Annotated in this window: 12 protein-coding genes; 2 read left to right on the top strand and 10 right to left on the bottom strand. The window is 69.9% G+C overall.

Annotated features, from left to right (window positions below; all coding sequences use genetic code 11):
- Nucleotides 1–50 precede the first annotated feature (50 nt).
- Complete coding sequence (locus tag FK256_RS11310; RefSeq protein WP_021605795.1) at nt 51–734, top strand: HAD-IA family hydrolase; 684 nt, start codon at nt 51–53, stop codon at nt 732–734.
- Nucleotides 735–814: 80 nt separating this feature from the next.
- Here the strand turns inward: FK256_RS11310 and FK256_RS11305 are convergent, their stop codons facing one another.
- The 9 genes from FK256_RS11305 to FK256_RS11265 all read right to left on the bottom strand — a co-directional run bounded on the left by FK256_RS11305 (nt 815) and on the right by FK256_RS11265 (nt 11,322).
- Nucleotides 815–1,585 carry a succinate dehydrogenase/fumarate reductase iron-sulfur subunit gene (locus tag FK256_RS11305; RefSeq protein ID WP_003785183.1) on the bottom strand — a complete coding sequence of 257 codons (771 nt, stop codon included), beginning with the start codon at nt 1,583–1,585 and terminating at the stop codon, nt 815–817.
- A complete protein-coding gene (locus tag FK256_RS11300) occupies nt 1,582–3,582 on the bottom strand; it encodes a fumarate reductase/succinate dehydrogenase flavoprotein subunit (RefSeq protein WP_021605794.1) in 2,001 nt (666 codons plus the stop codon). The genes FK256_RS11305 and FK256_RS11300 overlap by 4 nt, the downstream gene beginning before the upstream one ends.
- Nucleotides 3,583–3,594: 12 nt before the next feature.
- Entirely contained in the window at nt 3,595–4,314 is a 720-nt protein-coding gene (locus tag FK256_RS11295; protein WP_021609955.1) for a succinate dehydrogenase cytochrome b subunit, read from the bottom strand.
- 392 nt (nt 4,315–4,706) lie between these two features.
- Nucleotides 4,707–5,279, bottom strand: a complete 573-nt coding sequence (locus FK256_RS11290) for a GNAT family N-acetyltransferase (RefSeq protein WP_141424811.1) — start codon at nt 5,277–5,279, stop codon at nt 4,707–4,709.
- A gap of 18 nt (nt 5,280–5,297) precedes the next feature.
- Entirely contained in the window at nt 5,298–6,080 is a 783-nt protein-coding gene (gene tsaB / locus FK256_RS11285) for a tRNA (adenosine(37)-N6)-threonylcarbamoyltransferase complex dimerization subunit type 1 TsaB (RefSeq protein WP_141424810.1), read from the bottom strand.
- A 9-nt stretch (nt 6,081–6,089) separates the two neighbouring features.
- Nucleotides 6,090–7,163: a hypothetical protein gene (locus FK256_RS11280; RefSeq protein WP_021605790.1), complete on the bottom strand. Its 1,074-nt coding sequence runs from the start codon at nt 7,161–7,163 to the stop codon at nt 6,090–6,092.
- Nucleotides 7,160–7,798: a tRNA (adenosine(37)-N6)-threonylcarbamoyltransferase complex ATPase subunit type 1 TsaE gene (gene tsaE, locus FK256_RS11275; RefSeq protein ID WP_141424809.1), complete on the bottom strand. Its 639-nt coding sequence runs from the start codon at nt 7,796–7,798 to the stop codon at nt 7,160–7,162. Before tsaE ends, FK256_RS11280 begins: the two co-directional genes overlap by 4 nt.
- 80 nt (nt 7,799–7,878) lie before the next feature.
- Nucleotides 7,879–9,222, bottom strand: coding sequence for an alanine racemase (gene alr / locus FK256_RS11270; protein ID WP_141424873.1), 1,344 nt, complete (start codon nt 9,220–9,222; stop codon nt 7,879–7,881).
- A gap of 114 nt (nt 9,223–9,336) precedes the next feature.
- Nucleotides 9,337–11,322 carry a bifunctional ADP-dependent NAD(P)H-hydrate dehydratase/NAD(P)H-hydrate epimerase gene (locus tag FK256_RS11265; RefSeq protein ID WP_141424808.1) on the bottom strand — a complete coding sequence of 662 codons (1,986 nt, stop codon included), beginning with the start codon at nt 11,320–11,322 and terminating at the stop codon, nt 9,337–9,339.
- 172 nt (nt 11,323–11,494) lie between these two features.
- On the opposite strand from FK256_RS11265, the gene FK256_RS11260 reads away from it, so the two are divergent.
- Nucleotides 11,495–11,974, top strand: coding sequence for a holo-ACP synthase (locus FK256_RS11260; RefSeq protein WP_021605787.1), 480 nt, complete (start codon nt 11,495–11,497; stop codon nt 11,972–11,974).
- 77 nt (nt 11,975–12,051) lie between these two features.
- Here FK256_RS11260 and glmS read toward each other — a convergent pair whose 3' ends face one another.
- Complete coding sequence (glmS, locus tag FK256_RS11255) at nt 12,052–13,956, bottom strand: glutamine--fructose-6-phosphate transaminase (isomerizing) (RefSeq protein WP_009233300.1); 1,905 nt, start codon at nt 13,954–13,956, stop codon at nt 12,052–12,054.
- Between the last annotated feature and the right edge of the window lie 144 nt (nt 13,957–14,100).

Below are 14,100 nucleotides of genomic sequence, written 5' to 3'. Positions count from 1 at the left end.
GTAGACTGAGACTCGCACCATTATTCGGCTCGAGCTTTCCAGGAGGCACCATGTCCGTTCAGCTTCTGTCGTCGGACGGCTCCGCCGAAGAGCTGGTCCCCCTTGCCCGAGCCGAGGCGATCCTGTGCGATATGGACGGCACCCTGGTGGACTCCTCGGCGGTCGTGGAGTCGATGTGGAGCTCCTTCGCCCGAGATCACGGCATGAGTGAGCGATTCGACGAGATCATGGCCTATTCCCCAGGCCGTACCGGCATCGACACGATCCGCCGGTTCCTGCCGGACCTGACGGCGGAGGAGCACGACGCGATCCACGAGCGCTTCGCCCGCGAGGAGATCGTGCGCACGGCGGGGCGTATGGCGGATATCCCCGGGGCCGCGGCTCTGGTGACCGCGCTGCTCGAGGCCGATGTTCCGCTGGCCCTGGTCACCTCCGCCCCAATGGAGCTCATGCGGGTGCGTATGGAGGAGGCCGGGGTGCCCATCCCCTCTATTGTCGTCTCCGCCGACGACGTCGAGCGCGGCAAGCCCGATCCTGATGCGTACCTCAAGGCCGCCGAGCTCCTGGGGGTACCGATCGCCTCCTGCCTGGTGTTGGAGGATGCCGCCTCCGGCTACACCGCGGCCCGGCGGGCCGGTGCCCAGGTCCTCCTCGTGGGCAACGGCGTTCCTGAGGCCGATCCAGGGACTCTCCGGATCCCGGACTTCACCGGGGTCACCTTCACCATCCACTAGCCCCTCACGTCGAGTCGGGTATTTTTCGCGTAGGACTACGCGAAAAATGCCCGGCTCGGCGTATGGGAGATGGGAGGAGGTCAGTGGGCGTGCTGGCCCTTCCACAGGGCGTGGCCCAGGTCCCGGTTGAGGCGCGAGATGACCTCGAGCGGCACCGACTTGGGGCACACGGCCGCGCACTCTCCGATGTTCGTGCAGCCGCCGAAGCCCTCGGCGTCGTGCTGGTTGAGCATGCTCACCACGCGGGCGAGACGCTCGGGCTGGCCCTGCGGCAGCAGGCCCAGGTGCGAGATCTTCGCACCTGTGAACAGCATGGCCGAGGCGTTGGGGCAGGCGGCGACGCAAGCACCGCAGCCGATGCAGGCGGCGGCCTCGAAGGCGGCGTCGGCCTTCTCCTTCTGCACGGGCACCGAGTGGGCCTCGGGGGCGCCCCCGGTGTTGACCGAGATGTAGCCGCCGGCCTGGACGATGCGGTCCAGGGCAGAGCGGTCCACGATGAGGTCGCGCAGTACCGGGAATCCGGTGGAGCGCCACGGTTCGATCGTGATGGTGGAGCCATCCTTGAAGGAGGGGTCCTCCGCCAGGTGGCGCATGTGCAGCTGGCAGGTGGTGGAGCGGATCGGCCCGTGGGCCTGCCCGTTGATGACCACACCGCACTGACCGCAGATGCCCTCGCGGCAGTCGGAGTCGAAGGCGACGGGTTCCTTGCCCTCGGCGAAGAGCTGCTCGTTGAGCAGGTCGAGGACCTCGAGGAAGCTCATGTGCTCCTCGATCCCGCTCATGGCGTACTCCTCGAAGTGGCCCTTCGAGTCCTTGTTCTTCTGGCGCCAGATCTTGAGCTTGATGTTCACTTGTAACTCCGCTGCTTGAGCTCGATGTCCTTGTAGACGAGGTCCTCCTTGTGGAGGATCGGCGGACGGTTCTCCCCGCCCCACTCCCAGGCGGCGACGTAGAGGAACTCGTCATCGTGCCGCATGGCCTCACCCTCGGGTGTCTGGGACTCCGCCCGGAAGTGGCCACCGCAGGACTCGCGCCGGTGCAGGGCGTCGATGCACATGAGCTCGGCCAGCTCGAAGAAGTCCAGCAGCCGGCCGGCCTTCTCCAGGGCCTGGTTGAGCTCGTCGGCCTGGCCCGTGATACGGGCGTCGCGCCAGAACTCCTCCTTGAGGGCACGGATCTGTTCGATGGCGTCGCGCAGACCGGCATCGCGCCGTTCCATGCCGCAGTACTCCCACATGATGCGGCCCAGGGCCATGTGGAAGTCGTCCACGCTGCGGGTGCCGCGCAGCGCCATGAGGCGGGCGACGCGTTCCTCGACGGAGCGCTTGGCCTCGGCGATCTCCGGGGCTTTGGGGTCGACCTTGCCCAGGCGCAGCATGTCCGCCAGGTAGTCGTTCATGGTGTCGGGCAGGACGAAGTAGCCGTCGGCCAGGCCCTGCATGAGGGCGGAGGCGCCCAGGCGGTTGGCGCCGTGGTCGGAGAAGTTGGCCTCTCCGGCGATGTAGAGGCCCGGGACGTTGGACTCTAGGTCGTAGTCCACCCACAGGCCGCCCATCGTGTAGTGCACGGCGGGGTAGATGCGCATGGGCACCTCGTAGGGGTCATCCCCGGTGATGCGCTGGTACATCTCGAACAGGTTGCCGTAGCGGGCGGAGACGGCATCCTTGCCCAGACGGCCAATGGCCTCGGAGAAGTCCAGGTAGACGCCGCGGCGCATCATCCGCTCGTTGCCGTTGGCGTCGCGCTCTTTGATGGCTGGGCCCACGCCGCGGCCCTCGTCGCACATGTTCTTGGCCTGGCGCGAGGCGATGTCACGCGGCACGAGGTTTCCGAAGGCCGGGTAGATGCGTTCGAGGTAGTAGTCGCGAGCCTCCTCGGGGATGTCGCGCGGGTCCTTGTCGCAGTCTTCGGCCTTCTTGGGCACCCAGATGCGCCCGTCGTTGCGCAGGGACTCACTCATGAGGGTGAGCTTGGACTGGAAGTCCCCGGACTGCGGGATGCAGGTGGGGTGGATCTGCGTGTAGCAGGGGTTGGCGAAGTAGGCGCCCTTGCGGTGCGCGCGCCAGATGGCGGTGGCGTTGCAGCCCATGGCGTTGGTGGACAGGAAGAACACGTTGCCGTATCCGCCGCTGGCCAGGACGACGGCGTCGGCCAGGTGGGTCTCGATCTCCCCGGAGACCATGTCTCGGGTGACGATGCCGCGGGCGCGGCCGTCGACGATGATGAGCTCGACCATCTCGTGGCGGCGGAACTCCTTGACCGTCCCGGCGTGGACCTGGCGCTCCAGAGCCTGGTAGGCGCCGATGAGGAGCTGCTGACCGGTCTGGCCGCGGGCGTAGAAGGTACGGGAGACCTGAACACCGCCGAAGGAACGGTTGTCCAGCAAGCCGCCGTACTCGCGGGCGAAGGGGACGCCCTGAGCCACGCACTGGTCGATGATGTTGGCCGAGACCTCGGCCAGGCGGTAGACGTTGTCCTCGCGGGCGCGGTAGTCGCCGCCCTTGACCGTGTCGTAGAAGAGCCGGTAGGTGGAGTCGCCGTCGTTGCGGTAGTTCTTCGCGGCGTTGATACCGCCCTGGGCGGCGATGGAGTGCGCCCGGCGGGCCGAATCCTGGTAGAAGAAGACCTTGACGTTGTAGCCCTGTTCGCCCAGGGAGGCGGCAGCAGCACCGCCTGCCAGGCCGGAGCCAACGACGATGATGTCCAGCTTGCGGCGATTGGCGGGGTTGACGAGCTTGGCCTCGAACTTGCGCTGCTCCCAGCGCCGGTCGATTGGGACGGAGTGGGGGGCCTTGGTGTCGGCGATCTTCTCGCCCTCGTAGTACAGGCCGTCGATGAGTTCAGTCATAGTCGTTCACTCTCAGTGGGAAAGGATGCCGGCCTTGGCAGCCTCGATCGCGTACTGGGCGCCGGTCATGGGCTCGGGCACCACATTGAAGAGGATCGCCGTCGGAACGATCATGAAGGCGGCGAACAGACCGAAGGCCACCACGAACGCGATCAGCCGGATGAAGGGGATGGTGCTTCCCCGCACCGCGCCCAGCGTCTGCAGGGCCGACCACACGCCGTGCCAGACGTGCAGGCACAGGGCCGCCAGCGCGATTGCGTAGATGAGCCACACCCACCACAGCTGGAAGCCGTACCACATGTTCATGTAGGCACGTCCATGCTCGTAGTGCCCCCCGGGCGTCAGTGTCAGGGTGGTGAACTGCAGGATGTGCCAGATGATGAACAGCAGCAGGATGACACCGCCCCAGCGCATGGTGCGCATGGCGTAGCGGGAGGCGAAGTAGTCCGCGCCGGGCTTCTTGACTGCGTACTTGTCGTTGCCGCGGGCCCGCTTGTTGCGCACCCACAGGTGGAAGGCGCTGCCGGCGTGAGCCAGGAGGCAGACCATAAGGGTCACGCGCAGGATCCACAGGACGCCGCTGTAGGGAAGGATCGGCTGGAGGAGCGTACGCAGGAAGTGCGCGTAGTGATCGTAAGCAATCTCACCCTCGAAGTAGTGAAGGTTGCCGTAGGCGTGGAAGAGGACGAAGAACAGGAACACCAGCCCCGAGATCGCCATCATGCGCTTCATGAAGACGGTCGTGGAGAAGGCGGTCCGCCTCTTCAGGGAAGGAGCAGATGTTTTGGCCACGGCAGAAGGCTAGCCGGGCTCGGACTCCCATTGGTCCCCTCCGCGTCGCCAGCAGCTCCGCTGTGCCGAGAATCCGCAGAAACGTGCGGATTTCGCAAGTCCTCCACTGCGGATTCAACGCTGCTGAATATGCTGACGACCTTGTCAGGGACCACCTTTTCGTCATGGAGGTGTCAGACAAATCTGTGAGGTCTCAAACAACGGGGCCACGCGAAGCCGGTGACCGTGTTTAAGGCTGGCGCCTGCCGCGGCTATCTGCCTCTTCGTCCCCGGCGCAATCCTCCCGGTCGGGAGTGATTGCCCGTCCGGGCCGGGAGGGCGCGCCGCTCACCTCAGTTCGAACTCGCCCTGCTGATCTCGTTCGCCCCGATCGGGCCCAGGCGCGGACTCAGCGTCAGCCTCATGACCACCGCATCCTCGGGCGGCGCCTGGTAGTAGCGGCGGCGCCGCCCGATGGGGACGAATCCGTGTCTGGTGTAGAGCCGCTGGGCGACCTCGTTGGACTGGCGCACCTCCAGCAGGACGTCGGGACAGCCTGCCCGCCGGGCTGTGCCCACGAGCTCGGTGAGCATGCGGGAGGCCAGACCGCGCCCTCGTGCCGCCGGGACCGTGGCGATGGTCAGCAGATCGGCGCTGGTCAGGCCGTCGGCGTGGTAGAGGCCGGCGTAACCCAGGAGTCCTGCCCGGAGCCCCGTGTCGCCGTCTGGATCGTCGGGACCCTCGACGACGATATAGCGGCGATCAGCCCGGGATCCCCGGGAGGCCTCCAGCTCGGCCGCCAGCAGGTCCCGACTCCAGGCCTCGGCCCCGAACAGCTCGCCTTCGAGACGGGCGATCTCGTCCAGATCCTCCTCGGCCATCTCCCGCACTCCGAGGGCTCTGTGTGGTCCCGCCACCCCGGTCATCTGAAGAGGGATACCCGATCAGTGCACGCGTTTGCGCGCGGCGGGCATCTGCACGTCGGCGTGGCGCAGGTAGAGCGGCTCCGTCCCCAGCTCCTCGCCGCGGCCTAGGCGAGCCAGGGCGATGCGCACCTGGGTCAGGGCATCGCCGGAGACAGGGGCGAGCGCCTCGCGGGACCGGGTCTGCTCCACCAGCTCGGGGTAGAGGGCGGCGCCGGAGCCGGCCACGAGATCGACGGTTCCGATCCCGCCCGCCTGCTCGCTGATCCGCTCTACGACCAGGGTCGGAGGGCAGACGTCGATCTCGGTCAGGCGGGTGACGTCGTCGGGCCCGTTGGCGCGGAAGAGTGCTGCGTAGACCTCGCGCCTGCGGGCGTCGGTGGCGACCAGGACCACGGGGTCCGGCTCACCGCCCTGGGCGGCCGACTCGTCCAGAGCCCGGCGGGCGACGGCGTCGAGACTGGAAACGCCGTGGACGGGTACGCCCCGAGTGCGCCCCACGACCCTGGCTGTCACCAGTCCGGCCCGCAGCCCGGTGAAGGGGGCCGGCCCCGTGGCGGCGACCACGGCGTCCAGCGGACGGTCCGCCGCATCGGGGGTAGACAGGGCCTCGGAGAGCATCTGCCCCAGGGATTCGGCGTGACGCCGGGTGTCGGTCTGTTCGGTCCGGCTCAGCACTCGCAGAGCACGATCGCCGGCGTCCGTATCGCGTCTGCCGGGGAGGACGGCGGCCTCGGCTGCTCCAGCGGTTTCGACGACCGCGAGCTGTGTCCCCAGGGAGGAGTCGATCGAGAGGATTCGCACCGGGCCAGCCTATGCCCTCGGGTCCCGGGGGTAGTCGGCGCGGCTCTCCGGGATCGTGTCGCCCAGGGTCTCGCCGCCGGTCGCGCCCGCGGCGTCCTCGGCGCCATCGCCCAGGAGGGACAGGTCGATGGCCGCCCGCGGGATGCCCCGGCGCACCGCGACGCCCTCGATCTCGGGCTGGTCCCGGCTCTGCCGGTCAGCGCGCTCGGCCATATCGGCGCGGTTTCGGGCCTGGCGCAGCGGCGCTGTCACCTTGCGCTCGTGACGGACCGTGATGATGACGGTGATGACTCCGACGACGACGACCGCCAGGACAGGTCCCCAGATCGCCCAGCCCCCAGCGGTGGAGCGTGTCTCGCTCTGGGTGGCGGAGGTCTTGGGCTTGGAGCCGGCGCGCTCGCGCAGAATCTCGCCGTAGTCGTTCAGTTCGATGGGGCCGGCCAGGCGCCGGGTGGCAGCCTCCCCGAGAGCCGTCACCGTGGTGCCGTTCAGCGAGTACCAGGCGTTGGCGTTGCGGTCGTGAATAAGGTGGGCAGCGCCCATCTGGTCGACGTCGGTGGCCAGGTCGTCGTCGAACATGGGGGTACAGGTGGTGCGCCCCTTGTCCGTGACCACCTCGAGAAGGCCGACGGGCTTGCCGGCGGCGGTGGCGGTCGCGGCCCAGTCTCCAGTGTCGACGGGCTGGGCGGAAGGCTGGGAGCCGTCGAGGAAGCCGGGGGCCCAGGTGTAGACGCTCCTCAAGTCTCCGACCGTGATCTCGCCCTGCTCTCCGGTGCTCTGGCGCACCTGGGCAATACAGTCGCTCTCCATGAGCGACTTGGCCGCGCTGCGCGAGTCCGCATCCGCCGGGGTGTCCGTCGCGCCGACTGCGCTGTCCGAGCTGTCCGGGGCGGCTGAGTCGCCTGCACCGGCCGTCGGCGGGTTGGTAGCGGCTCGGGCCGCCGCCGCGGCCAGGAGGGAGGCGGCCAGAAGGACAATGGCGAGGGCGAGAAGGAGGGCCGGGCCTGGCAGGCGCCCGCGACTTAGGGCGCGCCGGATGGGGATGGCGTCGCGGACGGGAGCAATGGGAGAAGGAGTGTTCACAGCGGTGCTCCGGACTGGTAAGGGGTATCGGCCGCCAGAGGGCTTAGATCGACGTCGGCCCATCGCGGGCCGAGGGCGCGCACGGATACGCGCCGGTGACCGTCGTCGACCTCGGCCAGGTCGACGACGGAATCCTGCGCCGCCGAGGCGTCCTGCTGCCCGAGAACGGTCGGGGCGCCGTCGGCCTGCGGGGCGCCGGCGTGGATGGCGCCGTGAGGACGTGAGACCTCGATCTCCAGGCGATCGGGGCTCAAGGCCTCCACCTTGTCCTCGCCCCACTCGACCAGGGTAACCGAGCGTTCCAGGGAGGAGTCCAGGTCGAGGGCGTCGATCTCCTCCAGGGAGGTGATGCGGTAGGCGTCGACGTGGATGAGGTCGGGGCCGTCGACCAGTGATGGGTGCACGCGGGCGATGATGAAGGTGGGCGAGGAGACGCGGCCGCGCACCCCCAGGGCCGCGCCGATGCCCTGGGCCAGCGTGGTTTTACCGGCGCCCAACCCACCGGAGAGCATGACGAGGTCGCCTGCACGCAGCAGGCGGGCCAGGTCGGCGCCAAGCGCCCGGGTCTCATCGGCATCACCGGTTGCGACGGTGATCTCGGAGACAGTCTCAGGTGTCTGGGGCGCACCGCTCACGTGTCCTCCTCATCCGTTCGTGGAGCCGGCCGCCGGCCCCTGCGGGTGCCGGGCCGGGGATATCCGACGTCTGCTGTTCTCTAGGGCAGAGCGTAGTCGCCGCCGGAGTCCGCTCCGACGTAGCAGCGCGGGATGCGGGCGCCAAGCCGGGTCACGATCTCGTAGTTGATGGTGCCACAGGCCTGCGCCCACTCATCCGCAGTGGGGATGGCCTCCTGCTCAGAGGAGCCAGGGGCGCCCCAGAGCACGACGGTGTCCCCAACAGCGGCAGGCGCCGGAAGGGGCGCACCGGTCTCGTCCCGGGCCGGGCCGAGGTCGATGACCACCTGGTCCATGCACACCCGGCCCACGATGGAGGTCCTCAGGCCGCCCACGCCCACGGGCCCCGCCGAGCTTGCGGCGCGCGGGACGCCGTCGGAGTAGCCCAGGGGGACGAGGCCGACCCAGCGGTCGGCGGGTGCGCTCCAGGTGCCCCCGTAGGAGACGGCCTGCCCGGCATCGATGCGCTTGACCTGCACCAGGGCGGACTCCACGCGCATAGCGGGCCGCAGCCCAAGCTCGGCACTGGTGGCCACGCACGGGTCGGGGCTCAGCCCGTACAGGCCGATCCCCACCCGTACCAGGTCCATACGGGCCCCCGGGTGCCACAGGAGCCCGCCGGTAGCGGCAAGGTGGTGGATCGGCGGGTTCAGGCCCGCCTCCCGCACGATCCGCTCGGCGCCCCGGTATCGCCCGAGGTGCTCCTCGGTGGAGCCGCTGGTGGGCTCGTCAGCCCGGGAGAGGTGGGACCACAGGCCGACGACGTCGACCGTCCCCTCATCCACGGCCCGTTTCAGCGCGGCGGCCAGGGCCGGCAGGTCCTCCTCCATGGCGCCGCCGCGCGACATGCCGGTGTCGACCTTGAGGTGGAGGCGCGCCGGTATCCCCTGCGCCCGGACCGCGGCCAGCAGGGCATCGAGCTGGGACAGGCTGGAGACCGACAGGTCCAGGTCAGCGGCCAGGGCGGCGCGCAGGGGCGAGTCCTGCGCGGCCGCCCGAGCCGGATCCATCACGGGCAGGAGCCAGGTGAGAACCCGGGGCGCCCGGCCGGAGGGCTCCCCCGCGGGGCGGGGAACGCCGGCCTCATCCAGGAGGGATCGCAGGGTCAGGGCCTCGGCGAGTTGGGCCACCCCCAGCCAGGAGGCCCCCGCCGACAGGGCTGTCAGGGCGACGGGTCCCAGGCCATGGCCATAGGCATCGGCCTTGACCACGGCCATCCACGGCACGCCGGCCGCCTGCGCCAGAAGACTGCCGTTGTGGGCGATCGCTCCCAGATCGATGACGGCGCGGGATGTGGCCGCGCCGGGCAGAGGGGACCGGGCCGTTGAGGTTGTCGGGGCGACGGTGGGCGGAGTCGGCGGCGTCGTGGTTGCCGCTGCCGTCATTGCTGTTGAGTCCGCGGAAGTGGTCACGGCGCGATTGTCGCACTGGGCAGCCAGTGGCGAGGCTGTTCGCTGGCACACTCCCCGGCCAGGTTGGCATCGATCGGCCGACGCGTCTCAGTGATGCGGGGTCGCCTGAAACCAGTTGAGCCCGAGGCGGGCCGGGCCGAGGGCAGAGGCGATGTCGAGAGCTGCGATCGGGTGGCCTCCGGCGCCGCTGGCTGCCTGGGGAATCGCGGCGGCATAGGAGCCCGCGAGCGCGTGCAGCCTGACCCCGGCGGCCACCGAGTCGAGGACGGAATCAGGCGCGGGGCCGACTCCCGACGCCACCAACGCGCCCTTACCGGCGACTGCGCCCGCCGCCTCCCGTTCCCGACGCGCGACCGCTCCGGCCAGGACGGCGCCGATGACCCCGGCCAGCACGTCCCCGCTCCCCGCAGTCGCCATCCAGCCGGGTCCGCAGTCCACGCTGACCAGGGGGCGGTCGGGGGCTGCGATGAGTGTTGTGGCGCCCTTGAGCAGGACGGTGCCGCCAGTGAGGCGGGAGAGCTCGCGAACGGCACGGGCGGGGTGGGCCTCGACGCGCTCGCGATTCCACCCATGGGCCGCCTCCGCCGATGTCTCCGGGACCGCCAGCGCCGTCAGGAGGGCGGCGGCCTCTCCGGCATGCGGGGTCAGGACGTGGAGCGGGGTGCAGGTCAGGCCCTGGGCCAGGAGCTCGGCGAGGATGCTCAGGGCCCCGGCGTCGACGACGGCGGGCGGCCCACCCGACGTCGTACCGGCGGCCGAGTTGCCGCCGTCAGTGCCATCGGCGTCCTCGGTCCCGCGTCCAGGGGCGCGGATGAGCGTGGGGCGCAGGACGGCTCGCAGTTCATCGGCCCTGGCGGCGTCGGCGGGGTCGATCCCCGGTCCCAGAACGAGTGCCTGGCTGCGTCCGGCAGTGGGGACGACCTCGGGGCGGGCCGCCAGGACGAGGTCCTCCACACGTCTGGGGGCAGCCAGGCGCACCATGCCGGCTCCGGCGCGTACCGCGCCGCTGGCGGTCAGGACGGCCGCACCGGGGTAGGTCTCGCTGCCGGCCCACAGGCCGACGACGCCGCGGGTGTACTTGTGGTCGTCGGTGCCCGGCTCGGGAAGGGCCCGTATCAGGTAGTCGCCCAGGCCCCCGTCGACGGGTCGGCGGGCAATGGGCCGGCTCGCGGGCGCGGGCAGCCCGAGGGGGACGACCTCGACGGCGCCGCACAGGTGCCGGGCCGGAGGTAGACACAGGCACCCTTTGAGGCAGGTGAAGGTGATGGTGCGGTCTGCGGCCAGGACGGGGCCCCCGATGGTGCCGTCGTCGACGCCGGTCCCGCTGGGCAGGTCGACGGCGATGACGCGAAGTGGGCGCCGCCCTGGCTCTCCGGCCGCAACGAGCGGGGCGATGAGGGCCGCGGCGTCGGGACGCAGCGGCCCATCGGCGCCGATGCCGGTGAGTCCGTCGAGGACGAGTCCGCCACGGGCGAGGAAGGCCTCGACGGCGACGATGGCCTCGGTCCCGCTCCGATCGTCTGCGCTGTCGCTGCGGTAGCCGGCGCCGTAGACGGTCACGCCGTGGCTGCGGGCCTCCTCCAGTGCGACGGGATGGGGGTGCTCGGTGGCGAGCACGGCGCTGACCGCGCAGCCGCTGCGGGCGAGCAGACCTCCGGCCAGGAGGGTATCGGCTCCGTTGTGCCCGCCACCGACCAGGAGGAGCACCGGCGCCCCCGCGATCCATCCCGGGCTGACGTACGCCCCTCCCCTGTCGGCCGGCGTTCCCGTCGGCGTCACCGGTGAGCTCGGTGAAACGGGAAGCACCGGTGGCCCGGCGGGGCTCGCCGGGGCGAGGGACGCATAGGCGGACCCGGCGGGGGGCGCCGCGGCCCCGGGAACAATGGGCCCCTGACGCAGCTCGCGCAGAGCGGCCCTTGCCACCGCATGGGCGGCGGCTCTCATGTAGCGGTCGGTGCCCGCGGTCAAAGGGGCTTCCGCCGCCGAGATCTCCTGGACGGGCCAAGCGCAGATGGTGGGGTCGGTGACGTCGTCGGAACGTGGGAAGTCGTTGAGGTCACTCACCCCTCCCATTGTCCTCCGCTCACAACGGCTCGCTTCCCCAACGAAGTTCTGAGACAGTTAGTCCCACAATATGAGACGTGCTGTGAGTGGGTCCGCCTTCGTCGTTACAGAAAGTTGTCTTTTCCAGAACATGCGGCGCGTTCACCCCTTTCCGCTCCCTTCCACCCGGCACAATAGCCGAGTGATCCGCGCAGTAGGGACTGACCTGGTCGACGTCACCCGCCTCGAAGGCTATATGGACCGAGTGCCCGGCCTGCGCGAGCGCCTCTTCACCTCCGTCGAGCTGGCCGTCTGTCAGAAGCGCGCGGCCTCCCTGGGGGCACGCCTGGCCGCCAAGGAGGCGGTTCTCAAGGCCCTGGGGTCGGCCTACGCCGAGCTGGGGCTGGACGCGCCCGAGGGATGGGCCTACAAGGATATCGAGGTGACCTCGACGCCCGGCGCACCGCCTCGCCTGCGCCTGACCGGGGCGGCGGCAATGGCGGCGCGCCAGGCGGGTATCGGCCACTGGCACCTCTCACTGGCCCACGACGGCGGCATGGCGCAGGCCTTCGTGGTCGCCCAGGCCGACCACGTCGACAATGACGACGACTGGGCCCTTTCCTCCCAGCGCTCCGAGGCGCGCACCAAGCCGCAGATCAAATCCCTGCGCCCCGCCCTGTAGTCACCGGGCCCCGGAAAGTCCGGGGCCCGGTGTCTTGAAAGGCGGGGCAGAGGCGGGACGATGAATCGCCGTCGGAGCTACTCGACGGTGACGGACTTGGCCAGGTTGCGCGGCTGGTCGATGTCCAGCCCCTTGGCCCCGGCCAGGGCGGCGGCGAAGACCTGCAACGGCACCACGGTCAGCAGCGGCCACAGGATCGTGGGGGTGGCGGGCACCCGGATGATGTGGTCGGCGAAGGGCTCGACGTCGGCATCACCTTCCTCGGCGATGACGATGGTGCGCGCACCGCGGGCCCGGATCTCCTGGATGTTGGAGATGACCTTGTCGTGCAGGACGGGGCGGCGCGGGGTGGGCACGATGACGAAGACCGGCAGGCCCTCCTCGATGAGTGCGATCGGGCCGTGCTTGAGCTCGCCGGCGGCGAAGCCCTCGGCGTGGACGTAGGCGAGCTCCTTGAGCTTGAGCGCGCCCTCCAGCGCCACCGGGAAGCCGACGTGACGGCCCAGGAACAGGAAGGAGGACTTGTCCGCCAGCTCGGCGCCCAGGTCGCGCACGCTGGCCTCCTGGCTGTCCAGGACGTGCTGGATCCGTTCCGGCATGGCCTCCAGATTGTCCAGGTACTCGGCGACCTCATCGGGCCACTTGTTGCCGCGCAGCTGGGCCAGGTAGAGGCCCAGCAGGTAGCAGGCGGTGATCTGGGCGAGGAAGGCCTTGGTGGAGGCCACGGCCACCTCGGGGCCGGCATGGGTATAGAGGACGGCGTCGGCTTCGCGGGCGATGGTCGAGCCATAGGTGTTGACGATGGCCAGGACCTTGCTGCCCTGTTCGCGGGCGTGGCGCACGGCCTGGATGGTGTCCATGGTCTCGCCGGACTGGGAGATGGCGACGGTCAGGGTCTTCTCGCTGACGACCGGGTCTCGGTAGCGGAACTCGTGGGCGAGCTCGACCTCCACGGGGATGCGGCACCAGTGCTCGATGGCGTACTTGGCGACATGCCCGGCATAGGCGGCGGTGCCGCAGGCGATGACGATGATCTTGTCGACGCTGCGCAGGACGGCCGGGTCGATGCGCATCTCGTCAAGCTGGAGCTCACCGCGCTCGTCGACGCGGCCGCGCAGAGTGTCGGCCACGGCGGTGGGCTGCTCGTGGATTTCCTTGTCCATGAAGGTGTCGTAGCCGCCCTTGACGGCGGCGGAGGCGTCCCAGGTGACCTCCCAGGTCTTGGGCTCGACGTCGTTGCCGTCCTTGTCCCAGACGCGGACGGCGTCGGCGGTAAGGAGAAGGACCTGATCGTCGTCGACCTCGGCGGCCCTCTTGGTGAAGGCGACGAAAGCGGCGACATCGCTGCCCAGGAAGTTCTCACCCTCGCCCAGGCCGATGACCAGCGGGCTGGAGCGGCGGGCGGCGACGATGGCCGCGGGGGCCAGGTCGCTGACGGCCAGAAGGGCGAAGGTGCCCTCGAGGCGAGCGGTGACGGCCTGCATGGAGGCGACCAGGATCTCGGCGACCCGGGCCGGGTCGGAGGCGGCGGCTGGGTCCTGGCGCAGGCGCTGGGTGAAGTCGATGTCCAGGACGTGGGCGACGACCTCGGTGTCGGTGTCGGAGAGGAGCTCGCGTCCGGCGGCCTCAACCTCCTCGCGCAGCGGGCGGAAGTTCTCGATAATGCCGTTGTGGACCACGGCGAGGTGGCCGGCGCGGTGGGGGTGGGCGTTGACCGTTGTCGGGCCGCCGTGGGTGGCCCAGCGGGTGTGGCCGATGCCGGCGGTGGCAGGGGCTGGCGGAGTGGCCTCCAGCAGCTCGCGCAGGCCGGAGAGTTTGCCAGCCTCCTTGACGACGTCCAGGCCCGAGGGACCCACCAGGGCGACGCCCGCGGAGTCATAGCCGCGGTACTCCAGACGGCCGAGGCCGTCCAACAGAACAGTCAGGGAACGGGAGGAACCAGTTTCAGTCAGAGGGCCGACGTGGCCGACAATTCCACACATGCTCCGATCGAATCATGCTGACGCGACGTTGACAACGAGCGCAGGACCACGTCGGTGTGATCTCAGTGTGATGTCGGTGCTCGCTCGGAATCGCCCATCACGACCTCCACCAGGTCCCAATTCCTCAGCCGGTATCCCGATCGA

Origin of the sequence: Actinomyces johnsonii (genome assembly GCF_006546835.1) — a bacterium.
In the GTDB taxonomy this organism is placed as follows: domain Bacteria; phylum Actinomycetota; class Actinomycetes; order Actinomycetales; family Actinomycetaceae; genus Actinomyces; species Actinomyces johnsonii.
The sequence above is the reverse complement of the archived record's forward strand: the minus strand, read 5'-3'. Positions and strand labels throughout refer to the sequence as shown.

What these genes read in the sequence shown, in the direction of transcription:
- FK256_RS11310 (WP_021605795.1), top strand. Translation starts at nt 51, where the DNA reads ATGTCCGTTCAGCTTCTGTCGTCGGACGGCTCCGCCGAAGAGCTGGTC.
- FK256_RS11300 (WP_021605794.1), bottom strand. Translation starts at nt 3,582, where the DNA reads ATGACTGAACTCATCGACGGCCTGTACTACGAGGGCGAGAAGATCGCC.
- FK256_RS11295 (WP_021609955.1), bottom strand. Translation starts at nt 4,314, where the DNA reads ATGAAGCGCATGATGGCGATCTCGGGGCTGGTGTTCCTGTTCTTCGTC.
- FK256_RS11290 (WP_141424811.1), bottom strand. Translation starts at nt 5,279, where the DNA reads ATGACCGGGGTGGCGGGACCACACAGAGCCCTCGGAGTGCGGGAGATG.
- alr (WP_141424873.1), bottom strand. Translation starts at nt 9,222, where the DNA reads ATGACGGCAGCGGCAACCACGACGCCGCCGACTCCGCCCACCGTCGCC.
- FK256_RS11265 (WP_141424808.1), bottom strand. Translation starts at nt 11,322, where the DNA reads ATGGGAGGGGTGAGTGACCTCAACGACTTCCCACGTTCCGACGACGTC.
- glmS (WP_009233300.1), bottom strand. Translation starts at nt 13,956, where the DNA reads ATGTGTGGAATTGTCGGCCACGTCGGCCCTCTGACTGAAACTGGTTCC.